The sequence below is a fragment of the Streptomyces aurantiacus genome, from assembly GCF_001418335.1.
GTDB lineage: Bacteria > Actinomycetota > Actinomycetes > Streptomycetales > Streptomycetaceae > Streptomyces > Streptomyces aurantiacus.
The window spans coordinates 73,542-95,557 of sequence record NZ_LIPP01000032.1 but is presented as its reverse complement, the minus strand read 5'-3'; the positions used below and the strand labels follow the sequence as shown (position 1 = coordinate 95,557).

The window sequence follows — 22,016 nt, the reverse complement described above, 5'->3', positions numbered from 1 at the left end:
GAACGCATGTCAGCCGGTGCGGTCGTCAGCGTCCTCGGACCGCTGCGGATACGGGCCACGGACGGCGCTGCCGCCGAGGTGCGCGGAGCCCGGCTGCAGACGCTCGTCGCGGTCCTCGCGCTGGCCGCGGGCCGGGAGGTGGCCCGCTCCGACCTCCTCGAAGCACTGTGGGACGACGACCTGCCGTCCGCCCCGGACAACGCGCTCCAGGCACTGGTCTCCCGGCTGCGGCGGACCCTTCCGGGCCTTGCCGTCGAGTCGAGCCCGACCGGCTACCGGCTCCTCGTGCGGCGGGACGACGTCGACGCGCTCCGCTTCGAATCGCTCGTCTCGGCCGTCGGCGCGGTGCGGGGCGACCCGGAGCGGCGCGCGGCCCTGCTGCGCGACGCACTGGCCCTGTGGCGCGGTCCGGCCCTGGCCGGACTGACCACCACCGGGGTCGTACGCGCCCACGCGACGCGGCTCGAAGAGCTGCGCAGACGGGCGCGGGAGGAGCGGATCGACGCGGACCTCGCGCGGGGCGGCGCCGCCGGACTCGTCGCCGAACTCGCGGGCCTGGTCTCCGAGGACCCGCTCCGCGAGACGTCACGGGTCCAGCTGATGCGCGCGTTGCACGCGGCGGGCCGGCGGACCGAGGCGCTCGCCGTCTACGAGGACGCGAGGACCCAGCTGGTCGAGGCCTACGGGATCGACCCCTCCGCGGAACTCCACCAGGCCTACCTGGACGTCCTGCGCGGCGACCGGCCGCCTCCGAAGCCCCGAAGGACCGTGCCCGGGCGGCGCCTGCCCGTGCCGCTCACCGAACTCGTCGGCCGGGAGGCCGATGTCGAGCGGATCCAGGAGCTGCTCGGGCGTGCCCGGCTGGTCACCGTGGCCGGTCCCGGTGGCGTCGGCAAGACCCGGGTGGCCCTGGAGTCGGCCCGCCGTATCGGCGAATCCGGCACCGGCCACCACGTCTTCCTGGCCGAACTCGCGACCGTCACCGATCCGGTGAACGTGCCCCGCGCGATCCTGGACGCCACGGGAGCCGGAGAGGCCGGACTGCTTTCCGCACCGGGATTCGAGACCGTTCGGGGCGCCGTGCTGCGTCGGCTGACCGGTCTGCTCGCCGAGGAACGGGCGCTGCTCGTCCTCGACAACTGCGAACACGTCGTCGGCGCCGTCAGCGAGACAGCCACCGCGCTGCTCGCCCAGTGCCCCGACCTGCGTGTCCTCGCCACGAGCCGGCAGCCGCTCGGCGTCAGCGGCGAGCGGCTGCACCACCTCCACGGGCTCGCGCTGCCCCGGCGGACCGCCGACGCCGCCGACAGCCCCGCGGTACGGCTCTTCGCCGACCGCGCCACCGCCGTACGCCCCGCGTTCGCGCTGGACGAGCGCACCGTGGAACCGGTCGTCGCGATCTGCCGGGCGCTCGACGGGCAGCCGCTGGCCCTGGAACTCGCCGCCGCCCGGCTGCTGTCCTTGTCCGTCGGGCAGATCCGCGACCGGCTCGACGACCGATTCCGGCTGCTGGGATCCGAGGGAGCCACCACCGACGTCCGACAGCGCACTCTGCGGGCCGTCATGGACTGGACCTGGGACCTGCTGGACGACGCCGAGCGCACACTGGCCCGTCGGCTCGCGGTCTTCGTGGGCCGCGTCGACCTCACGCTGATCGAGCGGGTGTGTGCCGGAGAAGGACTCGACGCCGCCGACCTCGACCCGCTGCTCTCCGCCCTGGTCGCCAAGTCCGTCGTGCAGACCGAGGAGACGGCGGAGGCGGACGGGCGGATCGGCTACCGCATGCCCGAGACCGTACGGCTGTACGCCGCCGAACAGCTCGCCGCGGCGGGCGACGAGACGGCGCTGCGGCTTCGCCACGCCCGGACGCTGCTGTCGATCGCCGAGAGCGCCGAACCGAAGCTGCGCCGCATCGGACAGGGCACCGAACTCGCCGCGCTGACCGGGCTGTTGGACGACTTCCACGCGGCCCTGCGCTGGTCCGTGGACGCCGCGCCACCGGAACTCGCGCTGCGACTCGTCGCCTCGCTGGAGTGGTTCTGGCTGCTGAGCGGACGCCGCGCCGAAAGCATGGAGTGGACACGTCGCGCACTCGCCGTGCCCTGCGGGACCCGGCCCGTCGAACGGGCGATCGTCTGTGCCGTCGGGGGACTGCGGGGCGGGGCACTGCTCGGGCAGCAGGAAGGTGTCGGGCACCTTTTCGAGGCGCTGGCGCTGATCCAGGACCTCAACGAGCGGAACCGGGAAGGGGCGGACCACCCCGTTCTGGTGCTTGCCGCGGTCCTCGGCCCGCTCGCCTCCGGGGCGCCGGAGCTCGTACGGGAACAACTGCGCGCCCTCAACGGCCATCGTGACCCGTGGATCGCTTCCTTCGCCCGGATGCTCGGTGCCCGGATGCTCGCCAACGCCGGGCAGCCGCACGCCGCGCGGGACGAACTGCGTGGCGCGCTCGACGGGTTCCGCACCATCGGCGAGCGCCTCGGGCTGACGTACACGCTCTCCGCGCTCGCCGAGGCGGAGAGTGCCCGGGGCGACCACGTGGCCGCGATCGGCGCGATCGAGGAGGCGCTGCGCGCCGTGACCGAGCTGGGTGTCGCCGAGGACCGGCCGATGCTCATGGTCCGGCTCGCGGTCGAACACGCCCGTGCCGTCGCCTCGGACCGGGCCGAGGCAGATCCGGCGGAGCTCGGCCCGGCGGAGATGGGCCCGGCGGAGGCCGGTCTGGTGGAAGCCGCCGCGGAGGCCTCCCGGCTCGGCCTCGGTGAGGTCCTGGGCGTCGCCTATCTCGCGCTGGGTGACCTGCACCGCACCGGCGGCAGCCTCGTCGAGGCCCGCCGAGTGCTTGACCGGGCCCTCGCCGAGGTCACGGCGCACGGGACGGGAATCGGCTACCGCCCGGCCGTTCTCACCAGCCGGGGGCACCTGGCGGTCGCCGAAGGCCGGCTTCCCGCCGCGCTGGAAGCCTGCACGACCGCACTGGAACTCGCCCGGCAGGTCGACGAGGCCCAGCTCACCGCCCGTGTGCTCGTCCTCGCCGCGGACATCGCACTCGCCCGGGCCGAGCCCGAGTCCGCCGCCGTCCTCCTGCGGACCGCGGCCGCCGTCCGGGGCCAGCGGCTCGACGCCGACCCGGACGTCCGCCGGATCGCCCGAACGACCCGGGCGGCCCTGGGCGACGACCGGTACGAGGCCGCGAGACCCGTGGCCCTCGACGGGATCGAGCCGCTGGTCGTGGGCCTCAGCGCCCGACCGGTGCTGCCGCCAGTTCCGTGAGCAGGGGTACCACCGCGCTCGGCGCCGGCAGCCGGGACATCTCCTCGGCCAGCGACTCGGCGGCCGACCGGTGACCGGGAGAGGACAGCACCTCCTCCAGCGCCACCCGCAGCCCACTCGGGGATTCCTCGCGCAGGGCGATGTCCGGATCGAGTACGACACCGGCGCCGCGCGCGGCAACCCGCTCGCCGACCGCCGCCCACGAAGGGTTGGGCTGGGCGACGATCAGCTGCGGCACCCCGAACGCGAGACCCGTCAGGGCGGTTCCGGCGCCGCCGTGGTGCAGGAGCGCGTCGCAGCCCCCGAGGAACAGGTCCAGCGGCACCGGGCCCGGGACGCGAACGGCGGCGGGCAGGCCGGCCGCGTCCCGCGGAACGGCCGTGACGACCGACTCCAGGTCACGTACGGCCGCCAGTTCACGCATCAGGGACTCCCAGACGACGGGCCGGGTCAGCATCGACGTCTCACCGCCGAAGGAGACGCAGAGCCGGCGGCCGGTGCGCGGCCGGGCCGCCCAGTCGGGCGGCGAACCCGCCCCGTTGAACGGCACGAACCGTATCGGCTGGGAGGCCGACGCCTCCGGGCACTGCAGAGTCGGCGGGCACGGGTCCAGCACCAGCGAGGGCAGCGCCGGGCCCTCTTCGACGCCGCGCCGGGCCGCCACCCCGGCAAGCGCCTCGATGGCTCGTGGAACGGACTGGGAACTGATGCGGTCCGGCCCCCAGCGGTGCAGCACCGCCGGGACACGCAGCGCCGCCGCCACGATCAGACCGCTGAACTCGATCGGGTCCACGAGGAGCAGATCGGGCCGCCAGTTGCGGGCGACGGCCAGGTGTTCGTCCAGGACGCCGTCCACACGCTGCCGCCAGCGTTCCTGAAGGAGCGTCCAGTCCGGCCCCGTACCGGCGAGCCCCGAGGGCGCCGCCGACCTCCGCACCCGCCTGCCCGGAGGTTCGCTCACGGCGGCTCCCGAGAGTCCGGCAGCCGCGGCGCGCTCCACCACCGGAGCACCACCGGCGACCAGGACCTCGTGCCCGGCCGCCCGAAGGGCCCAGGCGACCGGGACCATGGACATCAGATGGCTCGGCACCAGTGCGACGATGAGCACTCTCATACCTGAACTCCCTTACCGCTCACGGTGATAGGCGCGCAGGGCCAGCGGGGCGAAGACCACGAACAGGACCGCAGAGGCGATCAGCGTCCTGGTCACCGGTTCCGCCACGGGTCCGCCGACCAGGAGACCGCGGATCGAATCGGCCAGCATGGACACCGGATTGACCTTGACGACCGCCTGGAGCCAACCCGGCATGGTCTCCACCCGCACGAAGGCATCGCTGATGAAGGTCAGCGGCAGCATCAGGCCGAAGGCGAGAGCCTGCACGTTCTCCGGGTCCTTGGCGAGCAGCCCGGCCAGCACCGAGGCCCACGACAGCGCGAAGGAGAACACCAGGAGGAGCAGGAACATCGGAATCAGCCGGTTCCAGCTCGTCTCGATCCGGAAACTCAGCAGCATCCCGCAAGCGAGCAACAGCACCACCGACCACACGAGCATGACGTAGTCCGCGAGGATCCGGCCGATCAGCGGTGCCGTACGGGAGATCGGCAGACTGCGGAAGCGGTCGAACAGTCCTTTGGCCACATCGGTGTTCATCCCGATCGCGGTGCGCGCGGTGACCAGGACGGTGCTCTGCACGATCAGCCCGGGGACCACGAACTGCAGATACGCGTGGCGTGAGCCCGCCATCTGCCCCGCGAGCACGTAGGCGAAGAGGAAGACGAAGATGACGGGCTGGATGCCGACCTCCACCAGCGTCTCCGGACTGTGCTTGATCTGCACGAGCTGGCGCCAGGCGACCGTGGCGCTCTGCCGCACCGCCGCGGCCGGGCCCCGGCGGCGGGCAGACCTTGCTGCGGGCTCGGCGATGGCCGTCATACCGGTGCTCCCGTCACTGTGAGCTGCTTGAAGACCTCGTCGAGACTCGGTTCCCTGATGGAGAGTTCGGCGACCTCGATCCCGGCCTCGTCGAGACGTCGTACGACCGTGGACAGAGCCGCCGTGTCCCGCACGCGCGCCTTGACCAGCCGGCCGTCGATCGTGTGCTCGCCGATCACCTCGGTCACCAGCGCGGCCACGCGCGCCAACTCCGCGCCGTCCAGCGGACGGACCTGCAGGGTGGGCCGGCCGACCTCACGCTTCAGCGTCTGCGGGGTGCCTTGAGCCACGACGGAGCCGTGGTCGATGACCACGATGTCGTCGGCGAGCCGGTCCGCCTCCTCCAGGTACTGCGTGGTGAGCAGGACGGTCACGCCCCGGCGCACCTCCCCGCGGATGATCTCCCACAACTGGTCGCGCGCGTTGGGGTCGAGACCCGTCGTCGGCTCGTCCAGGAAGATCACCTGTGGCTCGCCGACCAGACAGGCCGCGAGGTCGAGGCGCCTGCGCATGCCGCCCGAGTACGTCTTGGCGGGGCGGTCGGCCGCGTCGGAGAGACCGAACCGCCCGAGCAGGTTCAGCGCCGTACCGCGGGAGTCCGCGCGGGACCTGCCGAGCAGCCGGCCCAGGAAGAGCAGGTTCTCGACGCCGGTGAGACTGTCGTCGACGGCGGCGAACTGGCCCGTGAGGCCGATGACCTCGCGTACCCGGTCGGGGGACCTGACCACGTCGTGACCGTGGACGAAGGCCTGCCCGGCGTCGGGCCGCAGAAGCGTGGCGAGGATACGGACGACCGTGGTCTTGCCCGCGCCGTTGGGCCCGAGCAGCCCCAGCACGGTCCCCGCCTCGACGTCGAGGTCCACGGAGGTGAGCGCGGCCGTCTCACCGAAGCGTTTTGCCAGGCCATGAGCCTGGATCGCGGAGGTCACAGGATTTCCCTTCTCTCTCCTCCCGAACCGGACGTCCCGGTCCTGGGACGTCCCGGCCCCGGAGGGATCGGTCGGATGCTAGGAACAGCCACTGGCACGCCACTGACAGCGCGCTGACACGCATCCGGGGGCCGAGTGTGCGGGCCGGTCCTGGACCGACGTTCCAGCCCCGCTTGAGCCCCGCCGACGAAGCTTGGCGGGACATCAGGCGCCGACCGGGCGCCGCAGGCTCCGGGCGAGGTGACACGTATGCGCGTGCTGTTCACGACCTGGGCGGCACCGGGGCACTTGTTCCCGATGATCCCGCTCGCCTGGGCGTTCCAGGCCGCGGGCCACGAGGTCCGGATCGCAGGACCCCCGTCCTGCCAGGCCGCCGTCGTCCGAGCAGGACTGTGCGCCGTGAGCGTCGGCGACCAGGCGGCCCTCGCCGCGGTGCCCAGGCCGCCGGAGCTCGCGGCCTGGGGCCGCCCGGCCCGCTGGCCCAGGGGATGGTCGGCACACCTCGATCTGCTGGACCCCGACCGGCGCCGGGTGATCCGCGCCCTGTACGAGAAGCAGTGCGCCGTCGCGGAGCTGATGCTCGGCGATCTGATCGCCTTCGGCCGCTGGTGGCGCCCGGACCTCGTCGTCCACGACGTGCTCGCGATGGCCGGACCCGTGCTTGCCGCCGTGCTCAAGGTGCCCGCCGTCGGCCACGGCTGGGAGGTCGGCAGCACGCTGCACCCACCGACAGGGGACCGGGACGCGGAACCGCTGCCCGCCTATCGCGAACTCTTCGAGCGGTACGCCGACGAGGTCACCGATCCGGTCGGCTGGGTCGATCCGTGCCCGCCGTCCGTGCGACCTCCGGACGGACCCCCCGTGCGGCGGCTGCCCGTGCGGTGCGTGCCGTACAACGGATCGGGCCGTCACCCCGGCTGGCTCCACGAGCGGGGCCGGCCCCGACGGGTGTGCGTGACCGCCGGGGTCGCCGGAGCGCGCTACCGCGATCCCGGCGGACCCGACGTCCTCACACTGACCCTGCGGTCGCTGGCCGCCACGAACGCCGAGATCGTCCTGGCGCCCGCAGGCCCGGTCGACGAGGAAGAGCTGCCGGCCAATGTGCGGATCGCCCGTGATGTGCCCTTCCGCATGCTGCTGCCGACCTGTGACCTCGTGGTCCACCACGGCGGCGCGGGCACGGCTCTCACCGCGGCCGTGCTCGGCGTACCGCAGCTCGTCGTGCCGCCGTCCCCGATCTGCACGGAGATCGGCCACGGCATCGTCCGGGCCGGCGCGGGGGCGATGCTCGACCGGCTCGACAGCAGCGAACTGCTGCTGAAGACGGCCACCGACATGCTTGAGGCGCCCGACGCCTACCGCGAGGCCGCAGGGCGGGTGCGCTCGGAGACGGCGGGGCTGCCGTCGCCGAGCGCCTTGGCGGACGAGCTCGCGCAGTGGTGAGGCCCGACGCCGTGCACGTCGTCGTCGTCGGTGGGAGCGGCTTCCTCGGGCGGCACATCTGCGCGGCCTTCCAGGCCCGCGGTGCCCGCGTCCTGTCGCTCGCCCGCCGGCCCGCGCCCGGCGTACCCTCCGCGCGGATCGACGTGATCGACGCGGAGCCGGCCACCGTGGGTGACCTTTTCGTCGAACACGGTACGACCGTTCTGGTGAACGCCGCCGGAGCGGTCTGGGGGTACGACGGGCAAGCGCTGGAGGAGTCCAACGTGTGGCTCGTGGAGCGGCTGCGAGACGCGGTGGCCAAGGTGCCGCACCGCGTTCGTATGGTGCAGCTCGGCTCGGTGTTCGAGTACGCGATGCCCACGCCGGGGAGGAAGCTGACCGAGGACGCTCCGTCGAACCCGTCCACCGCCTACGGCAGGAGCAAGCTGCGCGGCAGCGAGATCGTTCTCGACGCCACCCGGGCGGGCCTGCTGGACGGGGTGGTGCTGCGCGCGACGAGTTGCGCCGGGCCCGGACTGCCGTCCTCCAGTCTGCTGGGCCGGACCGTCGCGGAACTGCGCGACGCCGCCGTGCGCGGCGAGCCCGCGGTGATCCGGCTGGCGCCGCTGACCGCGGAGCGCGACTTCGTGGACTGCCGAGACCTCGCGGCCGCCGTGACCGCTGCCGCGACCGCCCCGGTTGTCGGGCGGACCGTCAACATCGGCAGCGGCACGGCGGTGAGCGTACGCCGGCTGGTGGACCTGCTGGTCTCCGCGAGCGGCGTGCCCGCGACGATCGTCGAGGATGACACCTCGACCGGGCGCAGTGCCGGGGTCGGATGGCTCGCCGTGGACACCGGGCTCGCCGAGCGGCTGCTCGGCTGGCGCCCCCGGCACGGCTTGGCCTCGACCGTCCGGGCCATGTGGAGCGAGGCCACCATCAATGTCGAGGAAGGGTCTGACTGAGCCGATGGACATACGCAGCGCACTGCTGGAACTGACCCGGAAATTCCATCAGGAGCAGACCGAGGAGAGCTTCGTGCCGGGCCGGACCGACATCCTCACCTCGGGCGCGGTGCTCGACGAGGAGGACCGGGTCGCCTTCGTCGGGGCGGCCCTGGACATGACGATCGCCGCCGGAGCGCGGGCGCGTACCTTCGAGAGCCGGTTCGCCCGTGCGATGAAGGTACGGAAGGCGCATCTGACCAACTCCGGCTCCTCGGCCAACCTTCTCGCTCTCAGCGCGCTCACCTCGCCCCAGCTGGAGGACGCGCGCCTGGTCCCCGGCGACGAGGTGATCACAGTCGCCACGGGCTTTCCCACGACTGTCAACCCGGTGCTGCAGAACGGCCTGGTGCCCGTCTTCGTCGACATCGAACTGGGCACCTACAACACGACCTTGGAGCGGATCGAGCAGGCCATCGGGCCGCGCACCCGCGCCGTCATGGTCGCGCACGCACTGGGCAACCCGTTCCAGGCGGCCGAGATCGCCGAGCTCGCCGCTCAGCACGATCTCTTCCTCATCGAGGACAACTGCGACGCCGTCGGTTCGTACTACCAGGGGCGGCTCACAGGGACGTTCGGCGACCTGTCGACCGTCAGCTTCTATCCCGCCCACCACATCACGATGGGGGAGGGCGGCTGTGTGCTCACCGGAAATCTGGCGCTCGCGCGCATCGTCGAGTCGATGCGGGACTGGGGGCGCGACTGCTGGTGCGAGCCGGGCGAGGACAACCGCTGCCTGCGCCGTTTCGACTACAGCTTCGGCACGCTGCCCCAGGGGTACGACCACAAGTACGTGTTCTCACACGTCGGTTACAACCTCAAGAGCACCGACGTGCAGGCGGCGCTCGGGCTGAGCCAGTTGCGCCGTCTGGAGGACTTCGGCGCGGCGCGCCGGCGCAACTGGCAGCGGCTGCGCGAGGGGCTCCAGGACGTGCCGGGACTGTTGTTGCCCGAGGCGACGCCGGGCAGCGATCCGAGCTGGTTCGGCTTCGTCCTCACCGTGCTGCCCGACGCGGCGTTCACCCGTAGCGCCCTGGTGGCCTTTCTGGAGGACCGGAAGATCAGGACCCGTCGTCTGTTCGCGGGCAACCTCACCCGTCATCCCGCCTACGAGGGCCGGAACTTCCGTGTGGCCGGCGAACTGACCAACAGCGACGTCACCACCGAGGCGACGTTCTGGATCGGGGTGTACCCCGGTATCACCCCGGAGATGGTGGACTACATGGTCGCGTCGATACGGCAGTTCGTGGCCGCGGCCTGACCGAGTGCCTGTGCGGAAGGGGGGGGCGGCCGACGGCCGCCCCCCCCCTTCCGCACAGGCTGGGTCACTCCTCGCCCAGCGCGTGTCTCGCCCACGCGTCCGCGTTCACATCCGGCTGCAGAGCGGCGTGCCCCGCCATGCAGTGCACGTCCCGCCACACGCGCTGGATCGGGCTCGACCGGGCCTGGCCCCGGGCGCCGCTCATCCGCAGCAGCCCGTTCACGGCGTCGAGGAGCAGGTCCACCGCGGTGGAGTAGTCGCGCGTGGTGCTCAGCGTCAGGGCGTGGGTGACCTCGGCCTCGTCGGCCTCGGCCGCGGCGCGCTCGACGAGCAGCCGGGCCGCGCCGACGCTCGCCGCCGCCCGGGCGAGGGTCAGGCGGACGCCCGGCCGTGAGCTGGTCCTGACGCCGTTCACCTCGACGCGTTTCGCGGTCCACTCCGTCCACGCGTGCAGCGCCCCCTCGACGGCGCCGATCCCGGGTGCCACGAAGAACAGTCCGTTGATCAGCTTGAGCGGCACACGATGCAGGCGCGGGGCGGCGGCGTCCGGCTCGCCCGTCAGCACGGTGTGGTGGGCGAAGCTGCGGTGCGTGGGGACGAAGACGTCGTCGACGAGCAGACTGTTGCTCCCGGTGCCGCGCAGTCCGACGTTGTGCCAGGTGTCGAGCACCGTATAGGCACGGCTCGGCAGCACGAAGTGGCGCAGCGCGGGCGCGTCGTCCGCCCCACGGACCATACCGCCCACCATCGTCCAGTGTGCGTGGTCCACCCCGCTGGCGAAGTCCCATGTGCCGCTCAGCCGCCAGCCGCCCGGTACCTCACGGACGACCCCCGAGGGAGCCAGTGACCCGGCGAGCGGCACATCGGGTCCGTCGCCCCACAGTTCGTGCTGTCCCTCTTCCGGAAGATGCGAGCACATACGGCCCACGGCCGCGAGCACCCCGCCGCACCAGGCGGCCGACATGCAGCCCGCGCCCACCGTGGCAAGTGCCTGTGCGAGATCCTGGACCGCGCCCCGCCGGGCGGCGGAGCCGCCCCACCTCTCGCCCACCAGGTGCCGGGCGAATCCGGCGTCCACCAGTGCCTCGGCGACGGCGGGCGAGAGCCGGTTGCCGGAGTCCGCGGCCGTCGCGGATTCGGCGGCCAGTTCAGCCGCCCTGCCCGCGGCCGCCGCCAGCGCGGTGTGCGTCGGTGGTGCGCCGGCCGTCGTGTGCGCCGACCGGGTCGTGGGTGTCATGTTCGTCGTGGGCATGAGTGTCCGCCTTTCTGGCCTGACTGCTGTGGGTTCCGGTCTGCAGGCCGTGGAAGGCGCGGGCGAAATGGACCAGCGGCTGTCCCGCGAAGACCTCGCAACGGCACACCAGGCCGACCAGGATCACGTGGTCCCCGGCGTCGATCCGGCGGTCGAGCAGGCATTCGATGCGGGCGAGTACGCCGGCCAGCAACGGCACCCCGCGCAGGCCCTCGGAGGCCGGCAGACCGTCGTACTTGTCGATGTCCTTGGTGGCGAACCGCCGGGCCAGCTGTGCCTGGTCGTCCCGCAGGAGGTGGACGGCCATCGCGTCCGCCGTCGCGAAGGCCGGATGGCAGTCGGCCCCGCGGTCCAGACACACCAGCACCAGCGGCGGATCCATCGACAGGGACGAGAAGGCCGTGGCGGTGAACCCGCGCCGTACTCCGCCGGAGTCCACCGTGGTCACGACGGCGACTCCGCTCGGCCACCGGGACAGCGAGTCACGCAGCAGGTTCCCGTCGACGCCGGTGTACGCGGTGGTCACGGCGCACCGCCAGGACCGGCCGGGTCCGCCTTCCGCAGGGCGGCGGCACGGACCGAGTCGACCAGTTCCGCCTGCCGCACGGCGGCCGTGCGTTCCGCGGCCGAGTTCCCGTCGCCCTTGACCAGGGACACGAACCGGGCTGCGATGTTGGCGAACTGGTCGTCGGCCGGCAGCGTCAACTCCTCGATATGGTCCTGCCGTTCGATCCGCAGTACGGGACGGTGATCCGGTGGAGGGGCGAACGCGCGGTTCAGGGTGATCCGTCCGGTACCGCCCCACAGGGTGTAGGCCGAGCGGTAGGAGTGCCGCAGGCCGAAGGAGACATGGGACGTGACGCCGCTCATGCCGCGCAGCAACGCGTCACCGGCGACGTCGACGCCGGTCTCGTCGTCCATGTCCAGGGTCGCGCCGATCACCGACAAGGAGCCGCCCAACAGCAGTTGGGTGACCCGGAGGGTGTAGACGCCGGCGTCGAGCAAGGAGCCCCCGCCGAGTTCCGGCCGGTACCGGATGTCCTGCGAGGGCAGCGGCGGAAACCCGAACTCGGCGCTCACTCCGCGCAGTTCGCCGATGTCGCCGCGCGTCAGGAGGCCGGTGACGGTGGCGTGCTGGGAGTGGTGGAGGAACATGAAACTTTCCATCAGCACCAGCCGCCCCCGCTCGGCGAGTCCCGCCAGCTTCCGCGCCTCCTGTGCGCCTGTCACCATGGGCTTCTCCACCAGGGCGTGCTTGCCCGTCTCCAACGCCCGCGCGGTCCACGGCGCGTGCAGCGAGGGAGGCAGCGGCACGTAGACCGCGGCGATGTCGTCGCGTGCCAGCAGCCGTTCGTAGCCGTGCACCGCATCCGCGTCGAACCGCTCCGCCGCCGCCTCGGCGCGGGCCTTGTCGCGACTGGCGACCGCGGCGATCTTCACCACGGGGGTGCGCGCCATCGCGGGCAGCATCCGGCGCATGGCGATGCCCCCGCACCCGAGGACCCCGATCCGCAGCGGCGCCCCGTGCCCGCTCACCACAGGCCGTGCAGGCATGCCACGAGGCTGCGCGCCTGGACGTTGAGGTAGCGGCCGTGCCGCAGCAGGCGCGTCACCTGATCCACCGTCAACCACCGGTGACCTGGCGGCTCTTCGACGGGAAAGCCGTCCTCCACCTCGATCACCGCGTAGCGGCACTCCGCGTGGTGGAAGCGGCCGCCTTCCTCGGACTGCACCGCGTCGAAACGCACCCGCTCCCGCGGGGCGCCGGTGACATAGTCCAGAAACGCCGGCCGGTGGCCGTCGGGCAGACCCCGGTAATTGTCCGGAGTGCACTGCACGGTGGGAGCCAGCTCGACACCGTGCGGATGGCCGCCTTCGGGCCGGGCGTGCAGCAGGGCGTGGAGCACCCCGCCGATGTTCTTCACCAGCAGCACCGCCAGGCCGAGGCCGTGCGGGGCCAGCAGCGGCTGTGTCCAGTTGAGCACCTCGCGGCTGCCCGCCGTCACCCGGGCGCCGATGATCGAGAAGTGCCGTTCGTCCGTGTGGCTGATCGTGTCCGCGGTGCGGTGCCAGTCTTCGACCCGGTCCAACGGGATGCGCTCGGCGCGCAGTTCGTGACGGGCGGTGGCGTCGGTGAACCAGCTCAGCACCGACAGCATGGTGTGCAGGCTTCCCTCGTCCGGCGCCATGGAGCGGCGCAGACCCGCCTGGAACTCCCTGTGCGGTCCCGGCGACGCCGCCCCGGTCGGACGGGCGAACGGCATACAGGCCAGTACCGTCCTGGCATCCATGTTCACCATGTTGTCCAGGCGCAGGAGTTCCTGGATCTCGCCGATCGTCATCCAGCGGTAGTCGTCGTGCGGCGGTACGTCCTCGGTCGTCTCGACCACGATGTTGCGGTTGCGCTTGCCGAGGAACCAGGAGCCCTGCTCGGACTGGAGGACGTCGACGAGCACCTCCGACCGTCCGGGATCGGTGAAGTACTCCAGATACCGGACGCGCGAACCGCGGTGCACCCGCTTCTGGTTGCTCCGGGTGGCCTGCACGGTCGGCGAGAGCTGGACGACGTTCACGTTGCCGGGCTCCATCTTGGCCTGCATCAGACAGTGCAGGACGCCGTCGAACTCCTTGACGACGAAACCGAGCATGCCGATCTCGGGCTGGTTGATGATGGGCTGGTCCCAGCGTGGCACCATCCCGTAGTCGGAGTGCACCCGGCGGCCCTCGACCGTGAAGAACCGCCCGCTGCGGTGGACCAGATCGCCGGTGTCCGGCTGGAAGGACCACTCTTCGAGGGCGTCGAAGGGGACCCGTGTCACCTCGAAGGTGTGTGCGTCCCTGCGCTCGGACAGCCATTCCAGTGCGGTCTTGACGGACGAGCGGTCCTTTCCGGCCGCGCCCGATTCCGTGAATCGGGCCGACGGGTCCGGGCCGTCCCTCGTGAGCAGACGGTCGATGGCCATGGGGTCACCTCACGATCGTGGTAACGAGCAGATTCCGCAGCACCTTCTTGTCGGGCTTGCCGACGGGCGTGTGCGGCAGATCGGCGAGGATCTCCAGTCGCTCGGGGATCTTGAAGGCGGCCAGACCGCGCTCGGTGAGCGCCGCGGCGACATCCTCCAGAGCGAGCGTGTGGCCCTCGTGCACGCGGACGAACAGACAGACCCGCTCCCCGACGTCGGGGTCGGGCGCCGGCACCGCGGCCACCTCCGCCACCTGGGGCATTTCCTGCACCAGGGTCTCTATCTCCCCGGCCGCGATCTTCTCGCCGCCCCGGTTGATCAGATCCTTGACCCGGCCGCAGACCACGACATGGCCCCCTGGGGTGATCCGCACCTGGTCGCCGGTGCGGTACCACCCGTCGGGCGTGTACGACAGGGCGTTCTGGTCCGGTACGCCGTAGTAGCCGCGCGGTGTGTAGGGGCCGCGCGTGAGCAACTCGCCGATCTCGCCGGGGCCCACCGGCGCACCGTCCGGGCCGACGACGAGAAGTTCGTCGTACGCGCTGATCGGCGCGCCCTGGGTGCCGTGGGCCACCTCGTCCGGGGCGTCCGGAGCGGTGTAACAGATGAGTCCCTCGGCCATCCCGTACACCTGCTGCACACGGCAGCCGAGCGCGGGTCCGATCCGGGCGGCAAGCTCTGGTGACAGCACCGATCCCCCCACGTGCACATGGCGCAGCGTGGACAGATCTCGCCCGCAGCCGGCTGCTGCCTCCGCCCACTTGAGGGCGATCGCCGGCACCGCCGACGTGGTGGTCACGCCCTCCCGCTCGATCGCCTCGAACACCGCCTCGGGCCGGGGCGAGGGCAGCAGAACGACTCGCCCGCCGGCCGACAGCGTGCCGAGGATCCCCGGACTGGCGAGCGGGTAGTTGTGCCCCGCGGGCAGGACCGCGAGGTACACGGTCTCCGCCGTGATGCCGCAGGCCGCGGCGGACTGCCGGATGTTGTACTCGTAGTCGTTGTGGGTCCGGCCGATCACCTTGGGCAGACCCGTGGTGCCGCCGGAGAGCAGGAACAGGGCCACGTCCGTGGCGCCCGGGGCCGACTCGTCCAGTCGCCCGCGCCGGGCGGCCGTGTCGCCGTCCGGCCGCAGCAGGGCGCGTACGTCGACGCCGCCCGGTCGTACGGTGTCGCCCACGACCAGCACCAGTGGGTCGCCCGGCAGTGTGCCGGCGACCCGATGGGCCAGGTCCTGATGGTCGTAGCCGCGCCATTCGTCCGGCACGAATAGGGCCTTGGCGTCCACATGGGCGCCGATGGAAGCCAGTTCGTACGCGCGATGGGGCGGCAGCATCATCACCGGAGCCACCCCCAGCCGGAAGCAGGCGAGGGTGACGACGACGAACTCCCAGCAGTTGGGCAGCTGTACGAGAACCGTGTCGCCGTCGGTCAGCCCCCGGTCGGCCAGCGCCTCGGCCAGGGCATCTGCCGAGGCCGCCAACTCCCGGTAGCTGAGCCGCTGTTGGCCGTCGACGACCGCGGTGCGGCCACCCCAGGCGTCGGACCAGTCCCACATCGACGAGCCCAGCGGGCGGCCGCGCCAGCAACCGGCCTCTGTGTAGCGGAGAGCCACGTCGGCGGGCCAGGGCACGAATCCCTCGTGCTTGACCGGGTGTCTCGTCCCTTCGATCCTCATGGCGTGCTCCCTTCGTCGGCCGGAGTGGGGTCGGGGATGCCGACGCGCTGGGCGAGGAGGTCCGCGACCGCGTGGACGGTGGGCCGGTCCCAGAAGAGCGTCGCCGGCAGCGGCATCCTGAACTGCCGTTCCAGGCCTCGCCGGATGCGTACGGTCATCACCGAGTCGAGGCCCATCTCGGTCAGTGCCCGGTGCGGATCGACCTCGGACGCGCCCAGGTGGGTCTCGGCGGCGACCTGGCGGCTCACCTCCGAGGTGAGGAACGCGCGCAGCTCGTCGCCCGCGAGGCCGGCCCAGGGCGCCTCGGTCTCCTCGTCCGACGCGTCGTCCGGAGCGTCCGTCGGCACCTCGCTCAGGAGCGGAGGCCGCCGCTGCCCCGGTTCCGGCGGCAGCGTGCGCAGCACGGCGGCGTACGGGAGGTCGTAGCGCTCGGCCAGCTCCCAGGAGGCGAAGGCCTCGGGGGCCGTCACGTCCGCGGTGCCGTGCGCGGCCAGTTCGGCGTCGATGACCTCCGAGGAGGTCGACATTCCCAGGCCCCGCCACGACGTCCAGCCGAAACTGACGGTGCCCGTGTCCCCGAGGGCACGGCGGTGGGCCGCGAGCGCGTCGAGGAAGGCGTTGCCTGCCGCATAACTGGACTGACCCGGCAGGCCGAGCAGTTGCCCGCAGGACGAGAACAGCACGAGGAAGTCCAGGCTGCCGGGCGGGAAGAGGCCGTGCAGCACCCACGCGCCCTCGGTCTTCGGCCTGAGCACCGTGCGCAGAGAGGCCTCGTCGAGCGACCGCAGTGGACGGTCGTCCAACACCCCCGCCGCGTGCACGACACCCCGGACGGGCGGCAGGCCGAGCGCGGCCGGCGCGAGCAGCTTCTCCGCGGCGTCGGCATCGGAGACGTCCAGTGCGACGGTGACGACGGTGGTCCCCATCCGTTCGAGGGACTTGACCGACTCCACCTGGGCCAGCACCCGAGGATCGGTGACCTCGTCCCACTGGTCCCGCGACGGCAGCGCCCGCCGCCCGGACAGAACGATCCGGCGCGCGCCGCGACCGGCCAGCCAGTGGGCCACCTCAAGTCCGAGGGCACCGAGCCCACCCGTGATCAGATAGGTGCTGTCGGGGCGGCAGGCAACCGGCGGGCGTACCGGCTCGCCGTCCAGCAGGGCGAGCCTCGCGACCTCCGGCCTGCCTTCGCGTAGGGCCAGGATGTCCTCGCCGTGGGCCGTGCCGAGGAGATCGACGAGCCCGGCGACGTCCCGGGGCGAGGACCCGATGTCCACCAGCCCGCCCCACAGGTCCGGATGCTCCCCGGCGATGACGCGGCCCAGACCCCACAGCGGCGCATGGGACAGGGAGGCCTCGTCGGCACTCTCCCGCACGCCCTGGGTCACGCACCACAGCCTGGGCGGCTGCGCGGAGGCGGCCGCGGCGAGTCGTTGGGCGGTTCGCGCGAGGAGCCACGACGCTCGTACGGATGACCTGCCGACGGGCTCACCGGGCAGGCCGGGGGCCGGTACGACGACCACGGTGTGGCCGCTCGTCAGCTCGCTCGCACGCAGTTCCTCGGGAGCGGAGGCGATCCGGTGCGGCACACCCTCGCCGACCAGGCGCCGGCTCAGGCGCTTCACCAGATCGCGGTCGTCGCCGACGAGTACCACGGTCTGGTGCGAGCCGGGATCCGTCGGTCCGAGCGGCCGCCACTCCATACGGTGGACCAGTCGGCGCGGACTGGTGACGGCGCCCGTGTCGTCCTCCAGCAGGCCGTACCGCAGTTCCGCGAGCCGGCCCACGGGGGCCCCGTCCGTGTCGCTGATGTCCACGTCGACGACGTTCTCGCCGGTGATCCGCACGGTGATCCGGGCCAGTGCGGGGGACGGTCCTTCGAGGGTGACCCGCCTGATGTGTGCGGGCATGCGCAGCACCGGCGGTCCGGGAAACACCACCGACGCGGTCGACAGGGCGGCGTCCAGGACCGGGGCCCAGGTCGCAGGGGCCTCGTCCGATGCCGGGTCGGCACGGACCACGGCAGTCAAGGCGCCGTCCGCGCGCCGTAGTTCGTCGATCCGCCAGGGAAAGCCCATGGCGGCGACACCGAGTTCGGCGAGGCGGTCCACGACGTACCCGGCCGGCAGCTCCTCGTGGGCGGCGACCGGTGCCGCCTCGCGGAGCGCGCCGCGCGGTTCGACGGTCGCCGTGGTGTGGGTGATCAGACCGTTGTCGTCGTCCGCGTCCCCGACGGGACGGGAGGTGAGCCGGATCGTGCCGTCCTGACTGACGACCTGGAGTTCGCGAGGCCGGGTCAGTGGCACCGCCACCGGCACCCGCAGCGCCACATCCGCGAGATCCGGTGGGGTGCCGCCCTGTGCGGCGGCGGTGAGGAAGGTGTTGAGCAGGACCGCCGCGGGGACGATCTCCACCCCGCGGACCGGGTGGTCGCCGGGGTAGGGGCGGCTGTCGTGGTCGAGATGCGTCCGCCAGCTCCGTGCCGGGGTCGTGCCGTACAGGGTGGTCCGCCCGCCCAGCAGCGTATGCCCGGTGACGTCATGGCGGTCGGCGGCGGCCGAGCGGGGCGGCGGTTCCTGGAGCCAGTGGGGCCGGCGTTGCCAGGCAACGCCCGGCAGGTCGGCCACGGCGGCGTCGGGCCAGGAGCGCGACCAGTCCACGGCGGCGCCGTGGCAGTACAGCTGACCGAGGTTGGCCAGCAGCGTCTCGCGCTCGGGGCGGCGGCGGCGCAGCGAGTGGGTGGTGAAGGCGTCGTCGACACCGAGGTGGTCCAGTGTCTCGTTGACCGAGTGTTCGACCACCGGGTGTGGGGACACTTCGAGGAAGAGCCGGTAACCGTCCTCGACGGCAGCCTGGACGGCCTGCCCGAACCGTACCCGGCCACCGAGGTTGGCCGCCCAGTAGCGGCCGTCGCGCGCCGCGGTGTCCCGCGGGTCGTCCAGGGCGGTCCCGTAGACGGGGATCCTGGCGCGGGACGGCGTGAGGTCGGCGGCGGCCGCCGCCAGGTCGTCCAGCAGCGGGTCCATGTGCGGACTGTGGAACGCCACGTCGGAGTCGACGGCCCGCACCGCGACGCCGTCGGCACGCCACCGCCCGCTGACGTCGGCGACGGCGGGAATGTCCCCGGAGATCACGGTGGAACCCGGTGACGCGGTGATCGCCACGGTCACGTCCCGGCGCCCGGCCAGCCGGAGTTCGGTCTCCTCGGCGGTCAGGCCCACCATCGCCATGGCTCCCTTGCCCGCCACCTTGCGCAGCAGCAGCGAGCGCCGGCACACCAGCCGTGCGCCCTGTTCCAGCGTCAGCACCCCGGCCGTCACGGCGGCCGCGATCTCACCGACCGAGTGGCCGAGAACGGCGTCGGGCCGCAGCCCCCGCTCCTGCCAGAGGGCACTCAGCGAGGTCTGCACGGCGAAGATCAGCGGCTGCACCACGTCGACCGGATGAGCGGCGTCGTCGAGGAGCGCCGCCCGGGGCGAGATTCCCAGTTCCGCCAGGAACACGGGTTCGAGCCGGTCGACGGTCTCCGCGAACACCGGCTCCCGCGCGAGCAGCTCGCGCGCCATACCGGTCCACTGCGAGCCGTGCCCGGAGAACACCCAGACCAGACCGCCCCCGGCCGACGTCTGCACCGATCCGGTACTCAGCCCCGGTGCGTCACCCGTGTCGGCGAACTCCCTCAGCCGGGCGGCCAGTTGCTCCTGGCCGGCGGCCACGACGGTGGCACGGTGCGGCAGATGGGAGCGCCGCCGCGCCAGGGTGTGACCCACCTCCGCGACGGAGGCCGGTGCGTCGAGCCGGTCGGCGAGCTTGCCCGCGTATTCCCGCACGGCGGCTTCGCCCGCACCGGACAGCGGGTACAGGGCGAGTTCCGGCTGCCTGCCTTCCGGCACCTCGTCGTCGAGCGTCCGGTCCGGTGGTCCGATGTCCGGTGCCTGTTCCAGGACGACGTGCGCGATCGTACCGCCGTAGCCGTATCCGGAGACCCCCGCCCGCCGGGGACCGCCGGCCGTCTCGGGCCAGGGCGTCGGTTCGGTGACCACGCGCAGGCCGGAAGTCTCCCAGGGGACGGCCGGGTTGGGCTCGTGGAAGTTGAGGCTCGGGGGGATCTCGGCGTGCCGTAGCGCCAGGACCGCCTTGATGACTCCGGCGATGCCCGCCCCCGCCTCCAGATGACCGATGTTGGGCTTCACCGACCCGATCAGGCAGGGCTGTTCGCGCGGCCGGTCCACACCGAAGACCGAGGCCATCGCCCGCGCCTCCAGCGGATCGCCGGCCGGGGTCCCCGTGCCGTGCGCCTCCACGTAGCCGACCGTCGCCGGGTCCAGACCGGCACGCTCGTACGTCCTGCGCATCAGGTGGGCCTGCGCCTCACCGTTGGGCGCCATGATGCCGCTGGTCCTCCCGTCCTGGTGCACCGCACTGCCCCGGATCAGTGCGAGGACGCGGTCACCGTCGCGGCGGGCGTCCGACAGCCGCTTCAGGACGACGACTCCGCCGCCCTCACCACGCCCGTAGCCGTCGCCGCTCGCGTCGAACGACTTGCACCGTCCGTCGGGAGCCGTCGCCCCCGCGGCGTCCAGCACCAGTGACAGACCGGGCGACGCCATCACGAGTACGCCACCGGCCAGCGCCACCGGGCACTCACGGTCGCGCAGGCTCTGCACCGCGAGGTGGACGGACACGAGCGAGGAGGAGCACGCGGTGTCCACGGCGACGCTCGGGCCGTGCAGATCCAACACGTAGGACACCCGGTTGGCGACCCCGCAGTAGGCACCGCCGATGCCGGTCCACGCCTCGATGCGGGGCAGGTCCTCCAGCATGCGGCGCCCGTAGTCGTCGGACCCGACACCCATGAACACCCCGGCGTCGGAGCCCGCGAGATCGCGCGGCGGGATACCGGCGTGCTCCAGCGCCTCCCAGGCCAGTTCGAGGACGATGCGCTGCTGCGGGTCCATGAGGGCGGCTTCGCGCGGGGTCACCTCGAAGAAGTCGGCGTCGAAACCCTTGATGTCGTCGAGGAACGCGCCGTACCGGGTCACACCGCCCACCGCCGCCGCGTTCTCGCGGTCGAGGGAGCCGTACCACTCCCAGCGGTCGTCGGGCACCTCGCCGATGGTGTCCCGGCCCTCGCGCAACAGTGACCAGAACTTCTCGGGCGAGTCGATGCCGCCGGCGAACCGGCAGGCGAGACCCACCACCGCGATGGGTTCGGGGGCCGTCATCGTCGCGTCCACGAAGGCACGTCGGTGATCTCGAACATCGCACCCGCCACGGTCATGCCGGGACCGAGCCCGTACATGAGGTAGTGGTCACCCGGGCCGAGCTTCCCGTCGAGCAGCAGCCGGTCGAGGGCGACGAGCTGGTCACTGACACCCAGGTGCCCGATGTCACGGCCGACCTCCCAGGTGGTGCGCTCCGCCGGCAGCCCGAGCAACGGCAGCAGCCGCTTCTCGATCGTGGTGCGCGAGGTGTTCATGTAGCTCAGATACGTGACGTCCTCGACGCCGAGCCCGGTCGCGGCCGTCCACCGGTCGTACAGGTCCTGGTGGGCCTTCATGAGCAGAGGCCGCATCTGTTCGCCCTCATGCTTGAGGAAGTGCTGATTGCGCAGGGAGAAGTCGAGCCGGCGCCCGATGGTGGCGCCCGGCGGGAACATCGGCTCGCCACCGCGGTGCATTCCCTCAAGTTCGGGGACGGCGATGCAGTCGACCCACAACAGTTTCGCGAAGCCGGGCTCCTTGCCCAGCAACAGCGCACTGGCACCGTCGCCGACGAGCATGCCACCGCCGGTGGCCCGCCACCGGTCGATCAGTGGGGTACCGAAGTTCTCCGCACCCACCAGCAGCGCGTCCGAGGACCGCGGATTGCCGCGCAGAAAACCGGCGGCGAGCTGCAGGGCGCTGAACACGCCGGTGCAGCCGTGCCGCAGCTCCACCGCCAGGGCCTCGCCACCCAGGTGCCGCTGCACGTACGACTGCGGCCCCCAGCCGTCCGGACCCTGGTGCCACACGCTCGCGTACAGGATCAGGTCGACCACCGAGGGGTCGACCCCGGAGCGCTCGAACAACTGGCGCGCAGCCCGGACCGCGAGCTCCGGGGCGGGTACGTCGCCGGCGACCCGCACGCCCGTCAGCTGGCCGTCCGCCACGTCCTCGACATCGAGGCGCCCCTCGGCCACCGCCTGCCGGGTACTGACCGGCTCCGGCAGGTGTACCCCGAGAGACCGCACGTACAGGTCTTGTCCTTGCACTGAACTCTCCTTCTGCTGTGAGCCATGGGCTGCTGCGAGCCCCGAAGG

General features: G+C 72.3%; 14 protein-coding genes. 4 read left to right on the top strand and 10 right to left on the bottom strand.

Annotated features, from left to right (window positions below; translation table 11 throughout):
- The first annotated feature begins 6 nt into the window (after positions 1–6).
- Positions 7–3,273, top strand: coding sequence for an AfsR/SARP family transcriptional regulator (locus AOK01_RS04860; RefSeq protein WP_055508759.1), 3,267 nt, complete (start codon positions 7–9; stop codon positions 3,271–3,273).
- Here the strand turns inward: AOK01_RS04860 and AOK01_RS04855 are convergent.
- Genes AOK01_RS04855 through AOK01_RS04845 form a run of 3 tightly spaced genes read right to left on the bottom strand, consistent with a single transcriptional unit; the run spans position 3,239 to position 6,135 of the window.
- Complete coding sequence (locus AOK01_RS04855) at positions 3,239–4,387, bottom strand: nucleotide disphospho-sugar-binding domain-containing protein (protein ID WP_055508757.1); 1,149 nt, start codon at positions 4,385–4,387, stop codon at positions 3,239–3,241. The two genes, AOK01_RS04860 and AOK01_RS04855, sit on opposite strands and share 35 nt — an antisense overlap.
- Positions 4,388–4,399: 12 nt before the next feature.
- Complete coding sequence (locus AOK01_RS04850) at positions 4,400–5,206, bottom strand: ABC transporter permease (protein ID WP_055508755.1); 807 nt, start codon at positions 5,204–5,206, stop codon at positions 4,400–4,402.
- Positions 5,203–6,135 carry an ATP-binding cassette domain-containing protein gene (locus tag AOK01_RS04845; RefSeq protein ID WP_055508753.1) on the bottom strand — a complete coding sequence of 311 codons (933 nt, stop codon included), beginning with the start codon at positions 6,133–6,135 and terminating at the stop codon, positions 5,203–5,205. Before AOK01_RS04845 ends, AOK01_RS04850 begins: the two co-directional genes overlap by 4 nt.
- 249 nt (positions 6,136–6,384) lie before the next feature.
- On the opposite strand from AOK01_RS04845, the gene AOK01_RS04840 reads away from it, so the two are divergent.
- From AOK01_RS04840 to rfbH, 3 genes are read left to right on the top strand one after another with little or no spacing between them, the layout of a single operon-like run.
- The gene (locus AOK01_RS04840; protein WP_055508751.1) at positions 6,385–7,578 is read left to right on the top strand and encodes a nucleotide disphospho-sugar-binding domain-containing protein; all 1,194 of its coding nucleotides are present in this window, start codon (positions 6,385–6,387) and stop codon (positions 7,576–7,578) included.
- Entirely contained in the window at positions 7,572–8,522 is a 951-nt protein-coding gene (locus AOK01_RS04835) for an NAD-dependent epimerase/dehydratase family protein (RefSeq protein WP_055508749.1), read from the top strand. Before AOK01_RS04840 ends, AOK01_RS04835 begins: the two co-directional genes overlap by 7 nt.
- Before the next feature lie 4 nt (positions 8,523–8,526).
- The gene (rfbH, locus tag AOK01_RS04830; protein WP_055508748.1) at positions 8,527–9,822 is read left to right on the top strand and encodes a lipopolysaccharide biosynthesis protein RfbH; all 1,296 of its coding nucleotides are present in this window, start codon (positions 8,527–8,529) and stop codon (positions 9,820–9,822) included.
- Positions 9,823–9,886: 64 nt separating this feature from the next.
- On the opposite strand, the gene AOK01_RS04825 is transcribed toward rfbH, so the two are convergent.
- From AOK01_RS04825 to AOK01_RS04795, 7 genes are read right to left on the bottom strand one after another with little or no spacing between them, the layout of a single operon-like run.
- On the bottom strand, positions 9,887–11,074 hold the full coding sequence (locus AOK01_RS04825) for an acyl-CoA dehydrogenase family protein (protein ID WP_079103157.1): 1,188 nt from the start codon (positions 11,072–11,074) through the stop codon (positions 9,887–9,889).
- The gene (locus AOK01_RS04820; protein WP_063792722.1) at positions 10,971–11,600 is read right to left on the bottom strand and encodes a flavin reductase family protein; all 630 of its coding nucleotides are present in this window, start codon (positions 11,598–11,600) and stop codon (positions 10,971–10,973) included. The genes AOK01_RS04825 and AOK01_RS04820 overlap by 104 nt, the downstream gene beginning before the upstream one ends.
- Positions 11,597–12,628: a Gfo/Idh/MocA family protein gene (locus AOK01_RS04815; protein WP_055508744.1), complete on the bottom strand. Its 1,032-nt coding sequence runs from the start codon at positions 12,626–12,628 to the stop codon at positions 11,597–11,599. Before AOK01_RS04815 ends, AOK01_RS04820 begins: the two co-directional genes overlap by 4 nt.
- The gene (locus tag AOK01_RS04810; RefSeq protein WP_055508742.1) at positions 12,607–14,037 is read right to left on the bottom strand and encodes an NDP-hexose 2,3-dehydratase family protein; all 1,431 of its coding nucleotides are present in this window, start codon (positions 14,035–14,037) and stop codon (positions 12,607–12,609) included. Before AOK01_RS04810 ends, AOK01_RS04815 begins: the two co-directional genes overlap by 22 nt.
- Positions 14,038–14,041: 4 nt before the next feature.
- The gene (locus tag AOK01_RS04805; RefSeq protein WP_055508739.1) at positions 14,042–15,715 is read right to left on the bottom strand and encodes a (2,3-dihydroxybenzoyl)adenylate synthase; all 1,674 of its coding nucleotides are present in this window, start codon (positions 15,713–15,715) and stop codon (positions 14,042–14,044) included.
- The gene (locus AOK01_RS04800) at positions 15,712–20,940 is read right to left on the bottom strand and encodes a type I polyketide synthase (protein ID WP_055508848.1); all 5,229 of its coding nucleotides are present in this window, start codon (positions 20,938–20,940) and stop codon (positions 15,712–15,714) included. Before AOK01_RS04800 ends, AOK01_RS04805 begins: the two co-directional genes overlap by 4 nt.
- The gene (locus tag AOK01_RS04795; protein ID WP_055508737.1) at positions 20,937–21,968 is read right to left on the bottom strand and encodes a ketoacyl-ACP synthase III family protein; all 1,032 of its coding nucleotides are present in this window, start codon (positions 21,966–21,968) and stop codon (positions 20,937–20,939) included. Before AOK01_RS04795 ends, AOK01_RS04800 begins: the two co-directional genes overlap by 4 nt.
- Positions 21,969–22,016 lie beyond the last annotated feature (48 nt).

Excerpts from the sequence above, each read along its gene's own strand:
- rfbH (WP_055508748.1), top strand. The coding sequence starts at position 8,527 with ATGGACATACGCAGCGCACTGCTGGAACTGACCCGGAAATTCCATCAG.
- AOK01_RS04805 (WP_055508739.1), bottom strand. The coding sequence starts at position 15,715 with ATGAGGATCGAAGGGACGAGACACCCGGTCAAGCACGAGGGATTCGTG.
- AOK01_RS04825 (WP_079103157.1), bottom strand. The coding sequence starts at position 11,074 with ATGCCCACGACGAACATGACACCCACGACCCGGTCGGCGCACACGACG.
- AOK01_RS04810 (WP_055508742.1), bottom strand. The coding sequence starts at position 14,037 with ATGGCCATCGACCGTCTGCTCACGAGGGACGGCCCGGACCCGTCGGCC.
- AOK01_RS04855 (WP_055508757.1), bottom strand. The coding sequence starts at position 4,387 with ATGAGAGTGCTCATCGTCGCACTGGTGCCGAGCCATCTGATGTCCATG.
- AOK01_RS04815 (WP_055508744.1), bottom strand. The coding sequence starts at position 12,628 with ATGCCTGCACGGCCTGTGGTGAGCGGGCACGGGGCGCCGCTGCGGATC.
- AOK01_RS04800 (WP_055508848.1), bottom strand. The coding sequence starts at position 20,940 with ATGACGGCCCCCGAACCCATCGCGGTGGTGGGTCTCGCCTGCCGGTTC.
- AOK01_RS04860 (WP_055508759.1), top strand. The coding sequence starts at position 7 with ATGTCAGCCGGTGCGGTCGTCAGCGTCCTCGGACCGCTGCGGATACGG.
- AOK01_RS04850 (WP_055508755.1), bottom strand. The coding sequence starts at position 5,206 with ATGACGGCCATCGCCGAGCCCGCAGCAAGGTCTGCCCGCCGCCGGGGC.
- AOK01_RS04840 (WP_055508751.1), top strand. The coding sequence starts at position 6,385 with ATGCGCGTGCTGTTCACGACCTGGGCGGCACCGGGGCACTTGTTCCCG.